The sequence below is a fragment of the Turicimonas sp. TL08 genome (genome assembly GCF_054660695.1).
Window position 1 is genome coordinate 22,687 of the sequence record NZ_BAAGDP010000001.1, and the last position, 18,173, is coordinate 40,859.

The window sequence follows — 18,173 nt, forward strand, 5'->3', positions numbered from 1 at the left end:
TAAAAATGGCTTTACCAACACAAAATTTAGATATCACCGCCGCCAATGTTTCGGCGGTTATGACAGTAGAAGATTTATACCCTAACGGTATTCAATTACAAAACTTTTCAACAGACGCAGCAGTAGTTGCCGATTCAATGCAAATTGCCGAAACCCGCATGGGTGTAGACAGTCATATGGCTGCTGGTGTTACCCCCAACATTTACCCGGTAACAATTACGTTAGAAGCTAATTCCCCTACAGCGTTCGCATTTGCGAACATTTACGAAGCAATGAGTTCAAACAAAAAGCCTTACGTTTGTAACTTAACTGTTCGCTTACCTAGTATCGGAAAGTCTTACCAATTTTCTAATGGCGTGCTTCAAACCGCAAACCCGTTGCCAGCGATTAATAAAGTTTTAGCACCGACAACTTGGGTATTCCACTTTGAAAGAATGGAGAAAATTTAATAATGAAAGAATCGAAAATTATTAAGCTGGATGACGGCGGAAATAAGCTCACATTCAAGATTTATCCTTTACCGGCTACAAAGTCAGAAGATTTGATTATCCGTGTAGCAATGTTGGCCGGAAAGAACATGAATTTTGAATCTATTAATTACAATGAAGCGATTAAAGCCGTTTTAAGTTCTCCATATCCGGAAGCTAAAGCAATCCTTGATGAACTGCTTAAATGTGTGTATCGAGTTTGTGACGGTAAGGAAACACAATTTTCTTATGATGACGCAGACGGCTATATTTCCTCACCGCTTACGCTTCTTAGATTAAGAAAAGAATCTATGGAGGCAAATTTCGGTTTTTTTCCCGCTTATCTGAAATTTACCTCCCTCGAAGGGGTGAGTTTCTAGCTGACTGCGCTAAGGTGCGGGGAATTGCAACACCTTCTAATTTTTCCCCGCTTTTTTCTCGCTTAATTGCTAATAACTTAGCGACACTACAAGAACTTCAAACAACTATGACGCTGGAAGAAGCGTATCAGTTGGATGAAGTTCTTTTAGTTGAAAACTACAACAAATGGCTCGCACAAAAGAGCCAAAACTAATTTTTAACTTCTAACTTTTTTGGCTAAAAATCATGGCAACAACAACTGACGAGTTATTAATCGACATTGGCTTAAAAGCAGACGGGATTATTGAGTTCTTTGATTTATTAGCCAAGAAGTTAGATTACCTAATTAAAAAATCTGCTGGTGCGGATGAAGATATCAATCACCTTTTGGGTAATGCGACAGACATTACAGCTCAAAAAGTAAACGAGACCGGAGACGCAATAGTTAAAGTAGGCAAAGGATTAGATCAAGCCTCCGTTAAAGCAGAACAAACCGGAAAAGATTTAGATAAAGCAGGTAAGCAAGGACAAAAAGCATTTGAGCAATTAGACAGTACGGCTAAAAGAGTATTTTCCGCTATCAAGTCTTATGCCGGGCCGTTGGTTGCCATGTTCGGCGCAAAGCTCATGTTTACTAACTTCCTTGACGAAGGAGCTAAGTTAGATGATTTATCTAAGTCCGTTCGGATGAACGTATCAGAAATTGACGCATGGCGTAAAGCTAATGTTGCCGCCGGTGGTAGTGCCGAGGCCTTCACCAACGCCATGAAATCGTTTACACAGCGCACAGGCGCAAGCGGTGAAGTTTTCCTAAGAATGGGAAAACAACTCAATGGCATGAGCGGTGCTCAAGCTGACTATGCCTTGAAATACATGGGTTTGACCCGGGAAAGTGCCGCCGTTTTCTTGCAGAACAATAAGCAAATGAATACGCTTGTTGAAACCTATAGAAAAATGGCATTAACGCCTAAAGACGCAGAAAATGCAAGGCGTTTTAAGATAGCGTGGCAAACTACAGGAATGGCAGTTCAAAACATTGGCAACCAGTTTGCCAAGTTTTTCATTCCATATGTAGAAAAAGCGGTTAAAGCATTTGCAGAATTAGCCAATTTTATTGGAGAACATTCAGAATTTATCAAGGTTGCATTAGGAACAATTACCGTTGCGGCTGCTGCTGCCTTCGGGCCTCGTGCAATCTTAACTAACGCCCCTAAAGTATTAGGAGCACTCTTTAGTCCGCTCGGGGTTGCAATCGGTTTAATCGTTCTATTAGCTGGTGCTATAGATGATTTAATTACTTTTGTTGAGGGCGGGGATAGCGTTTTTGGTGAGTTCCTTGAAACTCTTGGATACTCAAGTGAAGATATTGAAGGCGTAAGACAATCATTTAAAGACGCATGGAAAGCTATTTGCGAACTTGGTGACGCTTTAAAGCCTGTAAAAGACTTGTTTATGGATGTCTTTGGGGCAGTTGTTAAAACAGCAATTACTACGATTGTCGGAAGTATTGGAAGCGTTGCAAAAGGAATTGCGGATTTAATTAATAAACTTCCTGAAATCAAAAAGACGTTCATTGAAACGTGGGAAAGTATTAAAGATAGCGTGGCTTCTATTTTCGATTGGATAACAGAAAAACTTAATTTTTTCTCTGATTGGAAAATGCCGGACGCTTTAACTAACCCTATGGACAGCGTTAAAAACTTCTTGGGTTTTGGTGACGATAAGGAAAAGAAGATAGTACCTCCGGCCGGAAACATTGCAGGTAACGGAGCGTCTTACGCCGGAAAAGCCGTAAAACAAAACACAGTAAACAATCAAGTTAAGACTGATGTAGTTATTAATGTGAACGGTGACGCAGACCCGCAAGCGATTAAACAAGCCACAATGCAGGGCGTATCCGAAGGTTTGAATAAAAACGATCTGTTGGCTAATAGCTCGACAGGTTTAATAGAGAGTTATTAAAAAATGGCTTCAATTAATTCAGTCATGGGGTTAGCGTGGACAGTAGTTAGCGATAACCTCTTACCTTTTGTTCCGTACACGTCAATCGGTTCAATAGACGCAGATAGCAGTTCTAAGATACCAACCGAACCGATAGAAAATGGACAGCTTGCCGCCTATAACATTGTGCGAGAACCCAAAAGGGTTAATGTTGAGTTCTTATTTAATGGTAGTTATCCGGTGCAGGTTTTGGCTTTAGCTATGCTAGATAAGAAAATACAAAGTACGGAAACTTGTACGATTTTTTCTCCGGCTAAGATTTGGCGCAACATGGCACTAGACCATTACGACTTTACGAGAACTCAATCAACTGGAGCTTGTTTCTTATCTGTACATTGTTCTTTTGTAGAAATCATTAGCGTTGATCTAAGCAATCAAAAGACTAAGTACTCGCCTAAGCGTGCAACTTCTGCGAATAAAGTAAATACCGGACAGGCACAAACAAGAACTTCATTCTTTAAGAGTGTTTCTAATAAATTTAAATAAGGGGTAAAACATGATTGAACAGATTGAAACATCCCCTCTTCCATGGCAAGAATTTTCTGTAGTGCTTGATTCTCAAAACTGCGTGATTCAGCTTAGACAGGTTGCCGAATCTCTCTATTGTGATTTGACTTGTAACGAGGTTGAAATATTCAAGGGGCGCAAGGTTTGCGTTGGCACAGATATTAATTGTTACCCATCCCCTAACTTTAATGGCAGATTGTACTTTGTAGACACACTAGGACAGTCTGATCCGCAGTACGAAGAATTAAATTCTAGGTGGTTATTGCTTTACGAGAACGCAGATAGCGAGGCTTCTAATGAACAATAATGAAACTACCTACACTCAAAAAGATATCGCCGTAACGGTTACTTTAGACAGTCAGGAAGCATTAACAATCCGAGACCTAGCGATGAAAGTAAGCATTACTAAGTCAGGATGTCCGGCTTTTCCCAAGGCTACAGTAAGCATAAAAGGATTATCTTTAAACACGATGGAGCGATTAACGCATTTAGGCTTTAAATCGTTTTCATTGAAAAGAAACAAGATAAATATTTCCGCAGGTCAAAAAGGTAAAACTTTATCTGTTGTATTCAAGGGTGAGATTGTTAACGCTTGGGCGGACTTTAACGCTTCGCCTTCACCAGATTTTAAGATTGAAGCTAACTGTGGATTATTCCCGGCATTAATTCCCCAAGCTCCAATATCCGTTAACGGTAATCAAACAGTTGCCGGATTGATTGACCAATTAAGTAAAGAAGTTGGATACGTATTTGAGAATAACGAAGTAACCGCCTCCATTAAAGACTGCATAATTAACGGTGATCCGGTCACGAAAATGCGCCGTATTGCCGAGGCCGTGGGCGCTGATCTGTTGTTTGATGATGAAAAAGTTGTATTAATGCCTAAGAATGCCAGCCGTAAATCTCAAGGCGGTATTCCTTTAATTAATGCACAAAACGGCATGATCGGATATCCGACCTTTTCTAATAATGGCATTAACGTATCTTGTTTTTTCCGACCTGAGCTAAGAATCGGTGCGAACTTCAAACTTGAATCTATCGTACCTCACGCCTCCGGCACTTGGAAAATAGTGGGACTTAATCATCAACTAAGCGCAAATGACCCGGGCGGAAACGCTTGGAAAACACAAATTAATGCGATATTCCCAAGGTGGTAAGCCATGGCAGAAGAAAAAGAACTAAACGCAGGATATAACGATTTTGCAAGTTCAAATGAAACTAACGCCCTTAATTTCTTTGTTTCCTCGCTTATCTCAAAAATAGTAAGCACCTCTTTACCTGTTGTTGTTACAGCAGTAGAGAGAAGCGGAAAAGATAAAGGGGCTGGTTACGTATCAGTAAAACCGCTTTTACAGCCTAGAAATAACAAAGGTCAGGGATTACAAGTTACCAACATTCCTAAGTTGCCATATTTCCGGTTACAGCATGGTAAGGCAGCAGTAATCTGCGATCCGAAAGTCGGAGATATTGGCCTAGCGGTTGTTGCAAAAAATGATATTTCAAATATCAACGGAGACAATACGCCTAAAGTTCCGGCTACTTTTAGACAATTTGACCCGTCTGACTCTTTCTATATTGGCGGTTTTTGGGGAAAAGCCCCCGAAGTATTTATCCATTTAGAAGATGAAGGAACCATTGCTATAGAAGCCCCGCAAGAAGTCACGATTAAGACCAAGAGCGCAAAAGTTGAGGCTCAAACTATGGAAGTAACGGCCTCAAGCTCATTCACTGTTACAGCCCCGCAAATTAACTTGAATGGTGCTATTTCCGGCGGTGGTGCTGGCGGTGAAAATGCAACCTTTAGCGGTGATGTTACAGCTCAAGGAATTAGCCTTACTACTCACACACATACAGGCGTACAGAGCGGTGATTCGAGCACCGGACAGCCGGAATAAAGCAATTAGGATTTTTAGATTATGGCGCACGAAAATAAAACGGCGTTACTTGACCCAAACAGTTGGGATTTACAGCTTACGCCCGAAGGAAATATTTTATTAACTAGCGGTAATCTTGCTATAGCTCAAAACCTTGCTAATGAGATAAGACTATGGACGAATGACGCTTACTTTCAGCAGGAAAACGGTATTAATTGGAAAGAAGCTCAATTAGCTAAGAGCTTAGATACAACCGTGTTATCTCAAGTTATCAGAGAAGCCGGAAACAGAACGCAAGGGGTGCAATCTGTAGACAGCGTAACAGTAACCGAATTTGACGAAGAGAATCGCATACTTCACGGTGAGATAACTATCACTACAGAATTACAAGAAACACTTACCTTTAATTTTTAAATTTTTAAGTTTTTATTTTTATTTCTTTAGGTTTAAACGCAATGGCACAAGTAATTTTTAATCCGCAAACAGGCGTAACTTTGCCTAGCACACAAGACATTAGACAAGACATAGGAGAAAAGATACAGCAAGCATTTCAGACTTCACCAGATGAACCGCTTTTAAATATTGAGCCTTCCTCGCCTATGGGTCAGGTTTTAGATTTAATTGTTTCCGAGATTGAAGCTAAGAATGCAGAAATTATTTTTTTATCAAACATGGTTAATCCTGTAACCGCAACAGGTAAATTCTTAGACGCTTTGGCCTCGCTTTATGGCTTAGATAGAAAGATATCCGAGCCGACAGTAGTTAACTGTAAATTGACCGGATTAAAAGGTACTGTAATTCCGTATGGAGCTATTGCACAGGATTCACAAGGTAATCAGTACAGACACTCTAATGCCTCCGGCGCAAAAATCACAGATAACGGAACAGTACTTACAACGTTTACAGCTATTGAACATGGCCCGTTAGAGGTTGCCAGTGGAGCAGTTAATAAGATAGTCACTACTATCGCCGGGTGGGATTCAATTACAAACCCAACGGCCGGAATTATCGGGCGTGATGAAGAAACCGATTCGGAATTAAGAAACCGCATGGTTGAAAGTTATGCGATTAATGCGACTGGATACGTTGAGGCAATTCAAGCAAACCTTGCTGCCTTAGACGGGGTTTTAGATGTTCGAGTTCTTGAAAATCCGAACAATTCAAGTATTGAAAAATTCGGAGTAACAATTAATCCGCATTCAATTCTTATTTCGATTGTTGGCGGTGAAGATGAAGAAATAGCCAAAACGATTTATCAGCGTAAAGACGCAGGATGTGGGACGACCGGAGACTATCAAGTTAGCTATACAGATGAGAATTTTTATAACGCTACGTACACTTATAACATTGTGCGCCCTGAATCCCAAGCGTTAAAGATTAAAGTAACTTTCTTTGGTTCTTCTATGAACCCAACAGAGAAAAACTTAGTTATTCAATCTTTAATTAATGACGTAACGGGCGGGGGTGCTAATGATAGAGTTTCGCTAGCGTCAACGGTTTACGCTTCTCGTTTTTACTCTGTAATTCAAGCTTCAACAACCGCCCCTATTGCTTCAATTGAGGTTGCGTTAGGCACCGGAACACTTGCTAGTAGCGTCCAGATACCCGCAGATATTGAACCGACAATTAGTGAATCAGATATCACTATTGCATTTACTTCTTAGTTTTTTGGAGGTGCTAAAAAATGTCTGATTCGACAACATGGCGCAATATCCTAAGCGTTACCGATTTTCGGAAACTATCTAACGTTCGATGTCTAATATCTATCGCCCTTCAATCTCAATATTCGCATTCGCAAAAGTATCAGCAATTAGCGATGTTATTTAATGAAGAATTAGACGCAAGCCCCCAACTAGATTACTTCTTTCAAAAAATCCTAAACCCTGCCACTGCGCAGGGTGTTTTTTTAGATTGGTGGGGACGGCGTGTAGGCGTAAATCGAAACTTAGTTATAGATAACGTGGACACTCGCTTAGATGATGAACTTTTTAGATTCTTAATCTTTTATCGAGCGGTTGTAAATGTTTCTAATTCAACTAGCGCAACGATTAACAAACTACTTACTAAGTTAATCGGTTTGCCTGCATTCGTTAACGATTATCAAGATATGAGTATCAATATCCGCATTGTTGGGGAACCTACGAGCGTACAGATAGCGATTCTTAAAAATTACGGATTACTAAATAGACCAGCTGGCGTTTTAGCAAATGTCGAAACCGTTACGCCTTCTAACCTTGTTTTTGGCTTCTTTGGTCAAAAACTTTTGCCATTTAATCAGGGCGTATTTAACCCCTCGAAAACAATTGAGATATAACAATCATGAGCAATTATCCAAAGTTTCAAATTCAGTCTACTATTGCCAAAGACGGGGATTACACAATTCCGCCCCTAACCCCGACCGAGGCCGGAACTGGTAGGCTTTCGCAACAAAACGGTTGGGGTCATGAGAATGCTATTCCGATAGAACAAGGCGGAATCCCACCGCATAAAAACGACTTTAACGGGATTTTACTTTTACTTTCTCAATTCACTGTTTGGTACCAACAGGGCGGGATTATGAATTATTCCGCAGTGCTTAATTATGAAGTTGGGAATGAAGTTCTACAGAATGGAACTAAATACAGGTGCGTTACAGCTAATGGCCCGGCTTCTACTGTTGTTGCGCCCGGTTCTAATCGTACTTACTGGAAAAATATAGATGTAACCGTTCCAGCCGGAGCGATTATGCCCTTCCATAATGTGCAAATGGGCGGAACTGACAACAGAAATCCGATTTTCTGGGGCACTACTCAACCGGATACAGGCTGGGTTATTTGTGACGGCGGTTCGGACGGAAGAAATGGGGTAACACCTAACCTTATTGATAAATTTGTTAAGGGTTCTACTGCTCAAAATGCAGGAAAAACAGGCGGATCGGCAACATTAGATATTCCTAATATTGCAGTTAGTGGAGTTATCGGGGGAACGGCTTTAACCGTTGAACAATTGCCAGCTCATACTCATTCAGGCAGTACCAGTACAACAGGTGCTCATACCCATACTAAAGGGAGCATGAATATTACCGGAAAAGCAGGATGTGATGACAAGGCCGGAGCGTTAGCGGAAGGTTGTTTTAGTCGACAAACACAAGGACAAATTGATACTTCTTCTAGCGGGAAAGACGGTGGCCCTTGGTCATATTTTCAATTCAACGCCAATAGTTCTTGGACAGGCGAAACCTCTTCCAACGGTAGTCACTCACACACATTTACGCTTAATTCCGTGGGCGGTGGACAAACACATACACATACATTAACCGCAAATTCCAGTATTTCCGATATTGATAACGAGCCTCCTTTTTATACCGAGGCTTATTTTATGAAACTTCCTGAATAAGTTACGGGCATGAATGAAAAACAAAAAATAAATTTTAAAGAGGTAATTCAAAATGGCTCTAAAGAAATTTGAATTTCATTACACGCCCACGGGGACGGGCGTAATTAGCGGGCCGGAAGTGTTACAACAAACCGAAGACGCTATTAATGAAATTGGAGAATATGCAGATAATGCCTCGGATAACTCCGAAGAGGCGTTAAATATCGCTAAGGAAGCTAGGACAACGGCTCAAACCGCAAATTCGACAAGTTCTAATGCTTTGGCCGTTGCAAATAGTGCTAATGAGAAGGTTGAAACTTTAAAGCAAGTAGTTGACGATTGGGATGCAGATATACAGTTGTCTATTTCTAACTCAACTTCTGCACTCACGGCCTCAAGCCAAGCGATTCAAACGGCTAATACTGCTGTAACGTCATCTAATGAAGCTAAGACTAGCGCACTAACCAGCGCACAAACCGCACAATCAGCGTTAAATAGTGCATTACAAGCTAAAAATTCCGCAGAAAATGCGCAAAATTCAGCAGAAAGTGCACAAAATTCAGCTGAAACGGCTCAAACTTTAGCAGAAACTGCGCAACAACAGGCCGAAAGTGCACAAGAAGCAGCAGAAACCGCTCAAGCCAGCGCATACGCCGTACGAACTATTGATAGTAGTTTGAGTATTTCTCAAACAATCGATATAGCGGATTTAAAACCGCAAGGGAATATTAAAGTCGGTGATACTGTTGTTGGTACTGACGGACGAATGTTTACTTTAGTATCAATTGATACGGCAGCAGGAACGGCCGTTACGTCATCCACGTGGGTAGATTTAACGCCTAACGTTTCTTATTCGTCTACTCAATCCTTAACCGAAACCGAACAAACAACCGCTAGAAACAATATTGGATTTAACACTGGCGTGGACGCATACCTTGTGCCGATTCTTGAGGAACTAATACTTGAAAACGGCGGGACTCAAGAAGAAATCGACAACATAATCAACGGAACAGATACCGAAACAGAGACCGGAACCTAAAAGTAAGACCAAAACCTAAACGGAGTAATTATTAAAAATGAATACAAGTGAAATTAAAGAAGAAGCAAGAAAATCTTGCAAGTTTCCTTATATCAATAATGAAACAGTAGACGCATTGATAGAACGGGTAGATTATCACCATGTAGAAGGTACCGGCACAATGGTATGCACTTTAGTATTGAAGAATCGTTTTACTGTTACTGAGATAGCCTCGTGCGTTGATATCCGCAATTTTTCAGAGGAAACCGCTAAGAAAATCTCATATTCGAAAGCAAGAGATAAAGTTTTCCAATTTGTCGCTTTTGGTTTTTGTTCGGAACATTACGGAGATAACTAATGAAAACACTTGATGAAGTTAAACAAGAGTACTTACAAGAGGCCAAAAAACGGCCTCTTTCTCGTTATAGCCTGAAAAATGCAAACGGCAAGATTGTTGTTGAGTCAAACAGTCAAGGCCAGCACGCATTTATAGATGAAGCCGATCTAGCCTATGCCCAAGAGCACTACACGTTGTCGGAAAACTTTAAAACGCCAGACGGCAAAATTATTAAATTCTGGAAAATGGAGCTTTCCCCGACAGGATTATTCCGAAGTGCGGACGGTAATTATTACCCGGAAGATGAATTACCAGAAAACGATGATGATTTTGTTATTGGCAAGTATTCCGATGTAGTTAAAGTTGAACGTAACGCCCGTATTTCCGATACGGATGATTACGTCAAGTTACCTGATATCACAGTTCAAAAAATGGCTAAAGTTAAGCGAACAGCTTTAACAGATGAAGACAGAGCTTACTTAGAAGCCTATCGACAATCATTAAGAAATATGCCGGAAACAACGGGTTTTCCATTCGTGGAATTCCCTGCATTCCCAACCGCACTGGCATACGAGTTGGGTCAGAAAGTAGAAGCCCGTGAACACATGAAAGGAGGATTTAATGCTTAAAGATTTTATTCAGTGGTTGTTAAATACCCGAACCACCCCGGCGGAGGCGGCGCACGTATCAAGAAGTACGTTCTCTTCTCCAACGACTTTTTCAGGAACTAACTCTGTAGGAGACTCTTGGACAAATAATTTAGTCACAGGAACGGCCTATAGTGACGGGTATTTAAACATTTCTGCTAGCACAGTAGAAAGTGAGACCTCAACAGGAACTATGCTTCAAGTTACGACAAACAATTTTCAAGTTTCACAAGTTGCCTCCGTAAGTAACCAAGGCCTTAACTTCTTTTTGCCTATCGCTAAGGGATGTAGTTTTGCTGTAAATGGAATCAGAGCCACCAGCATAACAGTAAGATTCTTTGAGGCTATCGGGAGGGGGTAAGAGTATTATTTGGAGGGCTGTACTATGCTTAAACAGTTACTCCAACTTTTACTTGAAACATTCCTTAGAAATAAAAAATCGTGGATTCAGGCAATTAATACGCCGCATTGGTATGAGGATGTCAAGATTGACGTTCAATCATTACCGGATTACGAACCTAACAATTATTTCAAAAGGTATGTACCGCCTGCTAATGGCTTTGTTGTCTATGCAAGTACCGGAGAATCCGAGCGGTTTTGTTTACAAACACAAGGATTTTTCTCTATGTATGTTAGCGGATACAACTCTTTGGTTATTCGAGTTTACAAAGGAGAAACGGTATTTTTACAAGCGAAAGATACTAAAGAACTTTGTAGGTTCGTACCGCTTAGAGAATCCGAATAACTTGAGATTTGGAGGTGCGTTATGAGTTTAAAAGCGTACCTTCAAGCCTTGCTTAATCTTTTTATTAAGAAGTCGGAGACTGAATTTATTGGTGCTCAAGCATTGCCGGGAAGTAAGTCAGGAATCATCACCTACTATTATCAATATAAAGGCGATATGATTGTTACTGAAGTAGCTCCTGCAAACGGCTGGTTGAATATCATATGCGGTAATTTAATTAAATACGTTTATTTAGAAAACTCAAACTCGTATTTGACAACCAGACTCGAAAACCTCTCAGATCCTCTGCAATGGCCTCAGTTATTTGTGCCACTGAAAAAAGGAGATTCTTGGCGTATCGAACTTGGTGTAAGAGAAGGTCAAACAGAAGGGACAACGATAAAGTTCATCCCTTCAAATGGCGGATAACTTTCAACCATTGCGCCCCCAACTCGGGGGCTTTTTTATCCACCCAAACTATCCGCCCTTTCAAACCTATTTTATTTCAACAACTTAGCTTAAGTTTTTGGATATTTTAGGTTTAAAGGGCGGATGTTTTTACGCCCTTTAAAAGGAGGTAAGTAGAAAAGAAATTATTTAAAAACTAATCAAAACCAACAAACCTCAATCACCAATTTTTTAGAAATTAGAGGGAGATTATGCCAACAAAAAACCCGGCGGTATGGTCTGATTTTCTTACAGCTATAGGCCAAATTACTGCTATTTTAATTCTTGTATGTGCTCTGGCTGGCCCGGCACAACAGTATTCGAAAGGTGAAAAAATGTTCAATTTATTTCACTATCTTGCTGAGGTCGTTACCTCGATGGTTGCCGGCTTTATCGTGTATCTACTCCTAAGAGTAACTGAAATACATGAAGAATGGATTGCTGCTTTCTCCGGCTTAGGTGCATATTTTGGAAACAGAATTATGAACCTCCTATACCGCTTTATGGTCGGTAAGTTAAAAATCGCTTTTTATGAAAATACAGATAAAAAGCTCGAATCTTTAGAAGTGGGAGGGAAAGATGATAGAAAGAATTAACCTAAGGCAATGTTTCAATGGTGTTCTAAAAGCCTTGTTATTCGTGGCGTTTTATGTTGCGGGCGTGATGACAAACTCGCAACTATCAGAGTACACAATCGTGACGCAAAAAGAACGAATTGAATATCTTGAAAATGAAACGGCTATCCAGCGATTACAGATTAATGAGCTGAATAAAAAAGCAGCAGAAAACAGTGAAAATCTAAAGAAACTAGAGAATATTCAATCCGTCATCGAAACAATCAAGAAAGATATCTCATTCTTAAAGGGACAACATAATGAATCATTCAACAAGTAACCAAAAAGAAAAATTACCTTTTTCGCAATGGAACCCGTTAGTTGCGGAAAATTTTGTTAAAGAGTGGGAAGGATTAAGGCTTAAGGCTTATAAATGCTCTGCTAATACTTTAACCATTGGTTATGGACATACAAAGAACGTAAAACCGGGTCAAACAGTCACAAAACAACAAGCCGACAAATATTTAAAAGATGATTTGATTGAGCACGCCGAGGCGTTAAGTAAATACGTTACTTGCAAGTTAACGGAGGGTCAGTACATAGCTTTACTTGATTTGGCTTTCAATGTCGGTGTTGGTGCCGTTGCGAAATCGAAAACCTTAGAACTGCTTAATGCCGGAAAGATTGAAGAAGCAAAAAAAGGATTTTTATCTTTCGCAAAACAAAAAATGAAAGATAAGAATGGAAATATTCTGAGAGACGAGCACGGGCGCATTATGTATGAAGTTATCAACGGCTTAATGAATAGACGTAAAGCGGAGGTTGCCTTAATGTGAATATCGTATCTTTAGTTAAAGCAAGCGCAGGAATTTTATTAGTTCTCTGCGCTTATTTTTTTGGTTTGAATCAAGGTAAAAATTCGGAAGAGTTAAAAAATGCTCGCTCGCAAGTATCGCAACTTACGCAAACAATACAAGAGTATGAAACAAGGCAAAAAGACTGGAATATTGCCATGGCTGATCTTCGTAAGTCTGAGTCTTTGGCTCGTTCTGATTCTGAGCGGTTGCGCCAGCGAGTCAATAGTCTTGAAAAACGAGCCAAAACCTCCGAATCTCGAATCGCAATTCAATGTTTACGATTGGAACCAGAGAGTAGAAAACTTCTTCAAGAAGCAAGAGGAATTATTGAGTATTGCCGAAAAGCACTTCAATGAGAATTTCCAAGGAGATAAATAAAATGGATAAAGACTTACAAACTTACGGTATTAAAAATTCAGAAAGAACTAAATGCGAGGTTTGGACTCGAGTAATGGGGTATCACCGTCCTATTGATTCATTCAATATCGGAAAAAAGGGAGAATTCGCAGATCGGAAATACTTTAAAGAGAGTAAATGCCCACGTTGTTAAAAAAATATTCAATCAGTAAATAAAAAGTTAAAGGCTTAGGAATCGTCAACTTCCTAAGCCTTATAACCGTTCGATAAGGCAACAGCCAAATCAAATCACTCATATTGAACTTATATTTTACTGCAAAAACACCCCGAAAGATATCGGGGGTTAAATTATTTTTCCTTGGCTAACTCCTCTTGGATTTTCTTAGTTATCCATTTTGCACCGCCTAACTCTTTTAACTTTTCTGCTATTTTCAAGTTTAGATAAAGCGTCATATTTCTTCCGCCTTCCTTTGTTTTCTTTGGCCTACCTGCCGGGCGTTTTGTCTTTTCTTCCATAGCTCAATCATCAAAAAGAAAACCGGGCCTTGTTTGAAACCCGATTTTTTTTATTTTTAGTTCTTTCTTGCTGCTTTAATATCTTCAATAAGATTTATCTTTTGTTCTACTTCTTCTTCATTATTCATATTGAAGTAGTCATTAGCCCAAGCCAAAGCGTCTTTTTTAGAAGTAAAACGATATCTATCTGCAAACTCTTCGTTGTATAAATAATTCAGTTTTTCTCTTGCCGAAATAGGGTCTAAATCCTCTCCGTCAAAAATAATTTTTCCATATCCGGCATATTCAACGGTTACTTCACAAAGTTCGGCTAAGCTCATGTAAACCGCTTTATAACCGAAATATGTAAGTTCTTTTACACAGATTGTTTTTTTGTTTACTTCTTTAACCCAAGATCTAACTGCTTTAGTGGTAGGAAACTTTGACATTTTGGACTCCTTTTAAGTTCCTGTTTAATTCATGTAAGTAATTATACATTTAGAAAATGGAAAATACAAGTGTTTTATTAGGATTGACCAAAAGATTAGTTAACTGGTAAGATTCGTTTTGCTGTCACTGAGTACGGCCTTAAAAAGTATTAAGTTACTTGCCGGACTTCTTAAAGTTGGATTTCTGCTTAAGCATTCCACTTGTTTAATTCATAAAGGCAGCAGGGGGAAGAGATTCCCCCTTTTTCGTTTAAGCATAAAAACAACACTAAAAAAAGCGGTTTTTTTGAGTAAAAGCAGTAGAAAAGCAGTACTTCTAACACTAACCTATTGTTTAATTTATAAAATGATATGCCAACACCGCGCACCAAACTTCCTCCCGTATCTTCTGCATTCTTTCCAAAAGTTAATATTGGATCTCGGACCGTACTTTCTGCAAAATTGTTGTTGATTATCAGGGAAATACGCAATAAATATTTAGTTAGACGGCAAAATGACGCAAGAAGAAAACCAAAAAAGAGAGGAACGCCTCAAGACTCGAAAAAGACTTCCTGAGAAGTTGGATTTCGAAAATCCTCTCAAACTTTCTCCCGAGATGCTTCCTCCTAAAAGAACTCGTGGAAGCGTTGCGTCACGCCTGCAGATGCTTAGCATTGCTGCCGATCCGGATTATCTTCGACTAAGCGGTGAGAGGAGTTTTGAAGCGGGAGCTCCGGTCGTAGCCTTCGGAGAAATCGAGCCAAGTCAGCTAGGAAAGATCGATTGGGTAATTTTTCCGGACGGAACCAAGTCAGCAGCTCAATATGCAGTTGTGGAGACGGATAAAGTGTTAACGGCCTATGATCTGGATGGAAAGCCGGATGAGGACTATTTTTCCGAAGATGTCTCAAAGTTTCGTGTCTTAGCCGGTCATGCCAGAGTCAACGCAGTGAAGCTGGCTTATCTAGAAGGTACTTCTTCCAATTATCTGGAGGACTTGTATAGCGATGAGGTCCACGGAATCAATAGAGGCTCGATTTCCAAAATTACAGCACCTATTCTTGTTCGAATCTTGCCGCCAAAGGAGGTAACAGCCGAACTTTGGAACCAAAAAATGGTTCCTGAGGCGGAACAAGGCTCTGCAGCTGAACAGGCGGAATGCGATGCGCGGTTAATCGCATTTGAATCTATAGAGACTTATTCGGACGGTTCTCCGACGCAGGAAACTCTGATGGAATTCATCCGGAAACTTCCGGTTCATGAGCGCTCCGGTTTGGTTGATGAAAGCGGCAGTCCCACTTGGCTGGCGCTCAATAGGTTCAAGTCTGCAGTTTTTGCGAAAACGTATGAGCATAAAAAATTGACGGAGCTTTACTGTCAGGCTTTGGATCCTGAAAGCCGAGTAATCATCGATGCTCTCGAGGTGACAGCCTTTAAATTGCAGAAGCTTCACTTTCTAAATAATAGAAACTGTCCTATAAATTTAATTGCAGAGGCAGGTGTGAAAGCCATTAGCACTCTTACATGCAGGCAAGATTTGTCCACTTCCTTTAACTCCGAAGATTTGTTTGTTTCGCCCGACAGAGATGAGAGAGAAACCGCAATTATGAAGATTTTCGCGGACCATATTGATAATCCTCAGGCTATTGCGGAACAGTTGAAACGGTTTCTCGAAAGTTCTTAAAAAGTCTTTGGAGGAGTCTGCAGCGCAGCGTTTGTCTTCATTCTTTTCTTGGTCGAATGCTTTCTCTTCTCGTCTTTTTGGACGCAGGATTCTTGGCGAAAGAGCTAAGATTTTGAGTATCGTCAAGACGGAATGCGCTCTTTGTACAAAGCTCCGACTTTGGGCAGATCATTCCAGCAGGTCGTATAGGCAGGACTCAGCCGTTCTCTATTCATGCACCAAATTTTTTCTCCCAAACGAGAAGAGGCAAAGTGCACTGTATTTTTCCCATAGCGAGTGTTAAGCGTATCTATTATTCTGCAAATTTCTTCGCGGGGAGCCGTCTCCTGATACTCGAAAAGATCTTGGACCTGGCCTTTGCGGGAGACAACTTCGCCGACGTAAACACCTGCTCTCTTATAGAGACAGCCTTTGCGGAATGTTCGTCTCAACAATGCAGCGGCATAGTGAATAATCGTTTGGGTATCGGCAACTCCGTAGGGTAGGCCCAAAGACGGAAAAGCATGGTGCTGTACATCTTGAGTTCGGAACGGATTGGTTTGCAGAACAATGCCAACCGTGTGAGCACAGGTTCCTTCTTTACGCAACGTCCGTCCGCATTCTTGTGCGTGAAACGTAATGGCACCGAGAAGATCATTTTCATCGGAAACCAGCTCGCTGAAACTGCGGCTGCGCATAATCTGCTGACGTTTCGGCTTAATGAGTTCTAAAGGAATGCATGAACTTCCTTGAAGTTCTTTAACCGTCATCGCCAACGGCAGTCCGAATTCTTTGCGGATTTGATCCGGATTGGTGTTCGCCAGATCAAGAGCCGTGTGGACTCCGAGCATTTTCAGCCGGGCGGCATATCTTCTTCCTACTCCCCATACTTCAGATGCCGGTTCACAACCAAGCGCACGCCGTCGTCTTTCTTCTGAAAGGTCCAGCCAGCTGCAGACACCTTTGAGTCCGGCGTAGTGTTTCGCAAGATGGTTGCAGTACTTGGCCAAGGTCTTAGTGGGAGCAATCCCAACACACGTTGGAATTCCTACGTCCTGAAGAACTTTGTCTTTTATTTTCCGGCCGAGGGCGGTCAGATTCGTTCCCAGCTGTTCGTGTCCGCTCATGTTAGCAAAGCATTCGTCAATGCTGTAAGGATCGATGCAGTCGACCATAGAGGCAATGGTCGACATCATGCGTCCCGACAAATCGGCATACAGCTCGTAATTGCTCGAAAAAACTTCTACCCCTTCGTACAAGCAGAATTGCGCAATCTGAAAGAAGGGCTCCCCCATCTTGATTCCGAGTTTTTTAGCTTCTTTGGAGCGAGCGACAACACAGCCATCGTTATTGCTGAGAACAATAACGGGACGATGGGTTAAGTCGGGCCTAAAAACTTTTTCACACGACGCAAAGAAAGAGTTCCCGTCTACGAGCGCAAATACCGAAGACATAGCTAATTGCTTTTAATCGTGAACTTGACTACTCCGATAAACCGCCATTCTTCAAATTCTTTAGGTCGGATTGCTTTATAAATCGGATTTGAGCTCTCGGGCAGCAGGCGCAATCCTTTTTCGTCGTTCATATAACGTTTTACCGTGAATTCATTATCGATGCTGACGATGACAATGTCGCCGTTTTTAGGTTCAAGCGAACGATCCACGACCAGCAGATCTCCGTCTTCCATGCCTGCTCGGTCCATGGAGTCGCCTACTACGTGCACAAAGAATGTAGCGGCCGGATTGGCCACTAAATACTCGTTCAGATCAAGAGATTTATCCACATAACTTTCTGCCGGAGAAGGGAAACCTGCTTGTACGCCTGATTGATAAAGCGGCAGTCGCATAGAAACCGGATCGGCAACAGGAAGAAAGAAGGATTCAAACTGTGCTGGTTCGGATTTTTTCTCCGTTCGGGAAAGTTCACTGCGCAGCCACTTAGCACCGCCTCTTTCTTTAAATATAGGCAAGAGTTCTTCGGTAAGACATACTGTGACGCGTCTCGTGTTACCAATACTCTTGCGTCCGGCGCCTTTTCTTGCTCCTCCCCGGGAGCCGGATGGTGTTGTAGTCATAATAGTTCT

Annotated in this window: 28 protein-coding genes; 24 read left to right on the plus strand and 4 right to left on the minus strand. The window is 41.1% G+C overall.

Going from position 1 to position 18,173, the window contains the following annotated elements; all coding sequences use genetic code 11:
• Positions 1-5: 5 nt before the first annotated feature.
• The 23 genes from ACYQ4O_RS00135 (at position 6) to nrdD (ending at position 13,697) form a co-directional block, all read left to right on the plus strand.
• On the plus strand, positions 6-449 hold the full coding sequence (locus tag ACYQ4O_RS00135) for a phage tail fiber protein (protein ID WP_460174381.1): 444 nt from the start codon (positions 6-8) through the stop codon (positions 447-449).
• 2 nt (positions 450-451) lie between these two features.
• Complete coding sequence (locus ACYQ4O_RS00140) at positions 452-847, plus strand: phage tail assembly chaperone (RefSeq protein WP_460174382.1); 396 nt, start codon at positions 452-454, stop codon at positions 845-847.
• A 14-nt stretch (positions 848-861) separates the two neighbouring features.
• Positions 862-1,041: a hypothetical protein gene (locus ACYQ4O_RS00145; protein WP_089275687.1), complete on the plus strand. Its 180-nt coding sequence runs from the start codon at positions 862-864 to the stop codon at positions 1,039-1,041.
• 32 nt (positions 1,042-1,073) lie between these two features.
• The gene (locus ACYQ4O_RS00150; RefSeq protein WP_460174383.1) at positions 1,074-2,789 is read left to right on the plus strand and encodes a phage tail family protein; all 1,716 of its coding nucleotides are present in this window, start codon (positions 1,074-1,076) and stop codon (positions 2,787-2,789) included.
• A gap of 3 nt (positions 2,790-2,792) precedes the next feature.
• Complete coding sequence (locus ACYQ4O_RS00155; protein ID WP_460174384.1) at positions 2,793-3,314, plus strand: phage baseplate protein; 522 nt, start codon at positions 2,793-2,795, stop codon at positions 3,312-3,314.
• A gap of 10 nt (positions 3,315-3,324) precedes the next feature.
• Entirely contained in the window at positions 3,325-3,642 is a 318-nt protein-coding gene (locus ACYQ4O_RS00160) for a phage baseplate plug family protein (protein ID WP_460174385.1), read from the plus strand.
• Positions 3,632-4,492 carry a baseplate hub protein gene (locus tag ACYQ4O_RS00165; protein ID WP_460174386.1) on the plus strand — a complete coding sequence of 287 codons (861 nt, stop codon included), beginning with the start codon at positions 3,632-3,634 and terminating at the stop codon, positions 4,490-4,492. The genes ACYQ4O_RS00160 and ACYQ4O_RS00165 overlap by 11 nt, the downstream gene beginning before the upstream one ends.
• 3 nt (positions 4,493-4,495) lie before the next feature.
• Positions 4,496-5,230 carry a phage baseplate assembly protein gene (locus ACYQ4O_RS00170; RefSeq protein WP_460174387.1) on the plus strand — a complete coding sequence of 245 codons (735 nt, stop codon included), beginning with the start codon at positions 4,496-4,498 and terminating at the stop codon, positions 5,228-5,230.
• Between the two features lie 21 nt (positions 5,231-5,251).
• A complete protein-coding gene (locus ACYQ4O_RS00175; RefSeq protein ID WP_066590716.1) occupies positions 5,252-5,623 on the plus strand; it encodes a hypothetical protein in 372 nt (123 codons plus the stop codon).
• Positions 5,624-5,664: 41 nt separating this feature from the next.
• A complete protein-coding gene (locus tag ACYQ4O_RS00180; protein WP_460174388.1) occupies positions 5,665-6,873 on the plus strand; it encodes a baseplate J/gp47 family protein in 1,209 nt (402 codons plus the stop codon).
• A 20-nt stretch (positions 6,874-6,893) separates the two neighbouring features.
• Positions 6,894-7,523, plus strand: a complete 630-nt coding sequence (locus ACYQ4O_RS00185) for a DUF2612 domain-containing protein (protein WP_460174389.1) — start codon at positions 6,894-6,896, stop codon at positions 7,521-7,523.
• A 5-nt stretch (positions 7,524-7,528) separates the two neighbouring features.
• Positions 7,529-8,584: a short-chain fatty acid transporter gene (locus ACYQ4O_RS00190; RefSeq protein ID WP_460174390.1), complete on the plus strand. Its 1,056-nt coding sequence runs from the start codon at positions 7,529-7,531 to the stop codon at positions 8,582-8,584.
• Between the two features lie 52 nt (positions 8,585-8,636).
• On the plus strand, positions 8,637-9,602 hold the full coding sequence (locus ACYQ4O_RS00195; RefSeq protein ID WP_460174391.1) for an alanine-zipper protein: 966 nt from the start codon (positions 8,637-8,639) through the stop codon (positions 9,600-9,602).
• Between the two features lie 37 nt (positions 9,603-9,639).
• Positions 9,640-9,939 (plus strand): Gp49 family protein, encoded by a 300-nt coding sequence (locus ACYQ4O_RS00200; protein WP_460174392.1) that lies wholly within the window; start codon positions 9,640-9,642, stop codon positions 9,937-9,939.
• Positions 9,939-10,547, plus strand: coding sequence for a phage tail assembly chaperone (locus tag ACYQ4O_RS00205; RefSeq protein ID WP_460174393.1), 609 nt, complete (start codon positions 9,939-9,941; stop codon positions 10,545-10,547). Before ACYQ4O_RS00200 ends, ACYQ4O_RS00205 begins: the two co-directional genes overlap by 1 nt.
• Positions 10,540-10,926, plus strand: a complete 387-nt coding sequence (locus tag ACYQ4O_RS00210; RefSeq protein ID WP_460174394.1) for a hypothetical protein — start codon at positions 10,540-10,542, stop codon at positions 10,924-10,926. The genes ACYQ4O_RS00205 and ACYQ4O_RS00210 overlap by 8 nt, the downstream gene beginning before the upstream one ends.
• Positions 10,927-10,950: 24 nt before the next feature.
• The gene (locus tag ACYQ4O_RS00215) at positions 10,951-11,310 is read left to right on the plus strand and encodes a hypothetical protein (RefSeq protein ID WP_460174395.1); all 360 of its coding nucleotides are present in this window, start codon (positions 10,951-10,953) and stop codon (positions 11,308-11,310) included.
• Between the two features lie 21 nt (positions 11,311-11,331).
• The gene (locus ACYQ4O_RS00220) at positions 11,332-11,718 is read left to right on the plus strand and encodes a hypothetical protein (protein ID WP_460174396.1); all 387 of its coding nucleotides are present in this window, start codon (positions 11,332-11,334) and stop codon (positions 11,716-11,718) included.
• A 230-nt stretch (positions 11,719-11,948) separates the two neighbouring features.
• Positions 11,949-12,332 (plus strand): phage holin family protein, encoded by a 384-nt coding sequence (locus ACYQ4O_RS00225; RefSeq protein ID WP_066590702.1) that lies wholly within the window; start codon positions 11,949-11,951, stop codon positions 12,330-12,332.
• On the plus strand, positions 12,316-12,630 hold the full coding sequence (locus ACYQ4O_RS00230) for a hypothetical protein (protein ID WP_460174397.1): 315 nt from the start codon (positions 12,316-12,318) through the stop codon (positions 12,628-12,630). Before ACYQ4O_RS00225 ends, ACYQ4O_RS00230 begins: the two co-directional genes overlap by 17 nt.
• Positions 12,611-13,126, plus strand: a complete 516-nt coding sequence (locus ACYQ4O_RS00235; RefSeq protein WP_460174398.1) for a lysozyme — start codon at positions 12,611-12,613, stop codon at positions 13,124-13,126. The genes ACYQ4O_RS00230 and ACYQ4O_RS00235 overlap by 20 nt, the downstream gene beginning before the upstream one ends.
• Entirely contained in the window at positions 13,123-13,503 is a 381-nt protein-coding gene (locus tag ACYQ4O_RS00240; protein ID WP_460174399.1) for an MbeD/MobD family mobilization/exclusion protein, read from the plus strand. Before ACYQ4O_RS00235 ends, ACYQ4O_RS00240 begins: the two co-directional genes overlap by 4 nt.
• 23 nt (positions 13,504-13,526) lie before the next feature.
• A complete protein-coding gene (nrdD, locus tag ACYQ4O_RS00245) occupies positions 13,527-13,697 on the plus strand; it encodes an anaerobic ribonucleoside-triphosphate reductase (protein ID WP_460174400.1) in 171 nt (56 codons plus the stop codon).
• Positions 13,698-13,852: 155 nt separating this feature from the next.
• Here nrdD and ACYQ4O_RS00250 read toward each other — a convergent pair whose 3' ends face one another.
• Together ACYQ4O_RS00250 and ACYQ4O_RS00255 are read right to left on the minus strand one after the other, a co-directional pair.
• Positions 13,853-14,020, minus strand: a complete 168-nt coding sequence (locus ACYQ4O_RS00250) for a hypothetical protein (RefSeq protein WP_460174401.1) — start codon at positions 14,018-14,020, stop codon at positions 13,853-13,855.
• A gap of 56 nt (positions 14,021-14,076) precedes the next feature.
• Positions 14,077-14,448 carry a hypothetical protein gene (locus ACYQ4O_RS00255; protein ID WP_460174402.1) on the minus strand — a complete coding sequence of 124 codons (372 nt, stop codon included), beginning with the start codon at positions 14,446-14,448 and terminating at the stop codon, positions 14,077-14,079.
• 493 nt (positions 14,449-14,941) lie between these two features.
• Between ACYQ4O_RS00255 and ACYQ4O_RS00260 the strand changes: the two genes are divergently transcribed.
• Positions 14,942-16,111, plus strand: coding sequence for a hypothetical protein (locus ACYQ4O_RS00260; RefSeq protein WP_460174403.1), 1,170 nt, complete (start codon positions 14,942-14,944; stop codon positions 16,109-16,111).
• Positions 16,112-16,233: 122 nt separating this feature from the next.
• On the opposite strand, the gene ACYQ4O_RS00265 is transcribed toward ACYQ4O_RS00260, so the two are convergent.
• Together ACYQ4O_RS00265 and ACYQ4O_RS00270 are read right to left on the minus strand one after the other, a co-directional pair.
• A complete protein-coding gene (locus ACYQ4O_RS00265) occupies positions 16,234-17,544 on the minus strand; it encodes a Y-family DNA polymerase (RefSeq protein WP_460174404.1) in 1,311 nt (436 codons plus the stop codon).
• 2 nt (positions 17,545-17,546) lie between these two features.
• Positions 17,547-18,164: a LexA family protein gene (locus ACYQ4O_RS00270; RefSeq protein ID WP_460174405.1), complete on the minus strand. Its 618-nt coding sequence runs from the start codon at positions 18,162-18,164 to the stop codon at positions 17,547-17,549.
• Positions 18,165-18,173: the final 9 nt, after the last annotated feature.

Excerpts from the sequence above, each read along its gene's own strand:
- ACYQ4O_RS00220 (WP_460174396.1), top strand. The coding sequence starts at position 11,332 with ATGAGTTTAAAAGCGTACCTTCAAGCCTTGCTTAATCTTTTTATTAAG.
- ACYQ4O_RS00225 (WP_066590702.1), top strand. The coding sequence starts at position 11,949 with ATGCCAACAAAAAACCCGGCGGTATGGTCTGATTTTCTTACAGCTATA.
- ACYQ4O_RS00185 (WP_460174389.1), top strand. The coding sequence starts at position 6,894 with ATGTCTGATTCGACAACATGGCGCAATATCCTAAGCGTTACCGATTTT.
- ACYQ4O_RS00210 (WP_460174394.1), top strand. The coding sequence starts at position 10,540 with ATGCTTAAAGATTTTATTCAGTGGTTGTTAAATACCCGAACCACCCCG.
- ACYQ4O_RS00165 (WP_460174386.1), top strand. The coding sequence starts at position 3,632 with ATGAACAATAATGAAACTACCTACACTCAAAAAGATATCGCCGTAACG.
- ACYQ4O_RS00140 (WP_460174382.1), top strand. The coding sequence starts at position 452 with ATGAAAGAATCGAAAATTATTAAGCTGGATGACGGCGGAAATAAGCTC.
- ACYQ4O_RS00180 (WP_460174388.1), top strand. The coding sequence starts at position 5,665 with ATGGCACAAGTAATTTTTAATCCGCAAACAGGCGTAACTTTGCCTAGC.
- ACYQ4O_RS00260 (WP_460174403.1), top strand. The coding sequence starts at position 14,942 with ATGACGCAAGAAGAAAACCAAAAAAGAGAGGAACGCCTCAAGACTCGA.
- ACYQ4O_RS00230 (WP_460174397.1), top strand. The coding sequence starts at position 12,316 with ATGATAGAAAGAATTAACCTAAGGCAATGTTTCAATGGTGTTCTAAAA.
- ACYQ4O_RS00175 (WP_066590716.1), top strand. The coding sequence starts at position 5,252 with ATGGCGCACGAAAATAAAACGGCGTTACTTGACCCAAACAGTTGGGAT.
- ACYQ4O_RS00270 (WP_460174405.1), bottom strand. The coding sequence starts at position 18,164 with ATGACTACAACACCATCCGGCTCCCGGGGAGGAGCAAGAAAAGGCGCC.
- ACYQ4O_RS00135 (WP_460174381.1), top strand. The coding sequence starts at position 6 with ATGGCTTTACCAACACAAAATTTAGATATCACCGCCGCCAATGTTTCG.
- ACYQ4O_RS00190 (WP_460174390.1), top strand. The coding sequence starts at position 7,529 with ATGAGCAATTATCCAAAGTTTCAAATTCAGTCTACTATTGCCAAAGAC.
- ACYQ4O_RS00205 (WP_460174393.1), top strand. The coding sequence starts at position 9,939 with ATGAAAACACTTGATGAAGTTAAACAAGAGTACTTACAAGAGGCCAAA.
- ACYQ4O_RS00215 (WP_460174395.1), top strand. The coding sequence starts at position 10,951 with ATGCTTAAACAGTTACTCCAACTTTTACTTGAAACATTCCTTAGAAAT.
- ACYQ4O_RS00170 (WP_460174387.1), top strand. The coding sequence starts at position 4,496 with ATGGCAGAAGAAAAAGAACTAAACGCAGGATATAACGATTTTGCAAGT.
- ACYQ4O_RS00155 (WP_460174384.1), top strand. The coding sequence starts at position 2,793 with ATGGCTTCAATTAATTCAGTCATGGGGTTAGCGTGGACAGTAGTTAGC.
- ACYQ4O_RS00200 (WP_460174392.1), top strand. The coding sequence starts at position 9,640 with ATGAATACAAGTGAAATTAAAGAAGAAGCAAGAAAATCTTGCAAGTTT.
- ACYQ4O_RS00195 (WP_460174391.1), top strand. The coding sequence starts at position 8,637 with ATGGCTCTAAAGAAATTTGAATTTCATTACACGCCCACGGGGACGGGC.
- ACYQ4O_RS00265 (WP_460174404.1), bottom strand. The coding sequence starts at position 17,544 with ATGTCTTCGGTATTTGCGCTCGTAGACGGGAACTCTTTCTTTGCGTCG.
- ACYQ4O_RS00160 (WP_460174385.1), top strand. The coding sequence starts at position 3,325 with ATGATTGAACAGATTGAAACATCCCCTCTTCCATGGCAAGAATTTTCT.
- nrdD (WP_460174400.1), top strand. The coding sequence starts at position 13,527 with ATGGATAAAGACTTACAAACTTACGGTATTAAAAATTCAGAAAGAACT.
- ACYQ4O_RS00150 (WP_460174383.1), top strand. The coding sequence starts at position 1,074 with ATGGCAACAACAACTGACGAGTTATTAATCGACATTGGCTTAAAAGCA.
- ACYQ4O_RS00250 (WP_460174401.1), bottom strand. The coding sequence starts at position 14,020 with ATGGAAGAAAAGACAAAACGCCCGGCAGGTAGGCCAAAGAAAACAAAG.
- ACYQ4O_RS00235 (WP_460174398.1), top strand. The coding sequence starts at position 12,611 with ATGAATCATTCAACAAGTAACCAAAAAGAAAAATTACCTTTTTCGCAA.
- ACYQ4O_RS00255 (WP_460174402.1), bottom strand. The coding sequence starts at position 14,448 with ATGTCAAAGTTTCCTACCACTAAAGCAGTTAGATCTTGGGTTAAAGAA.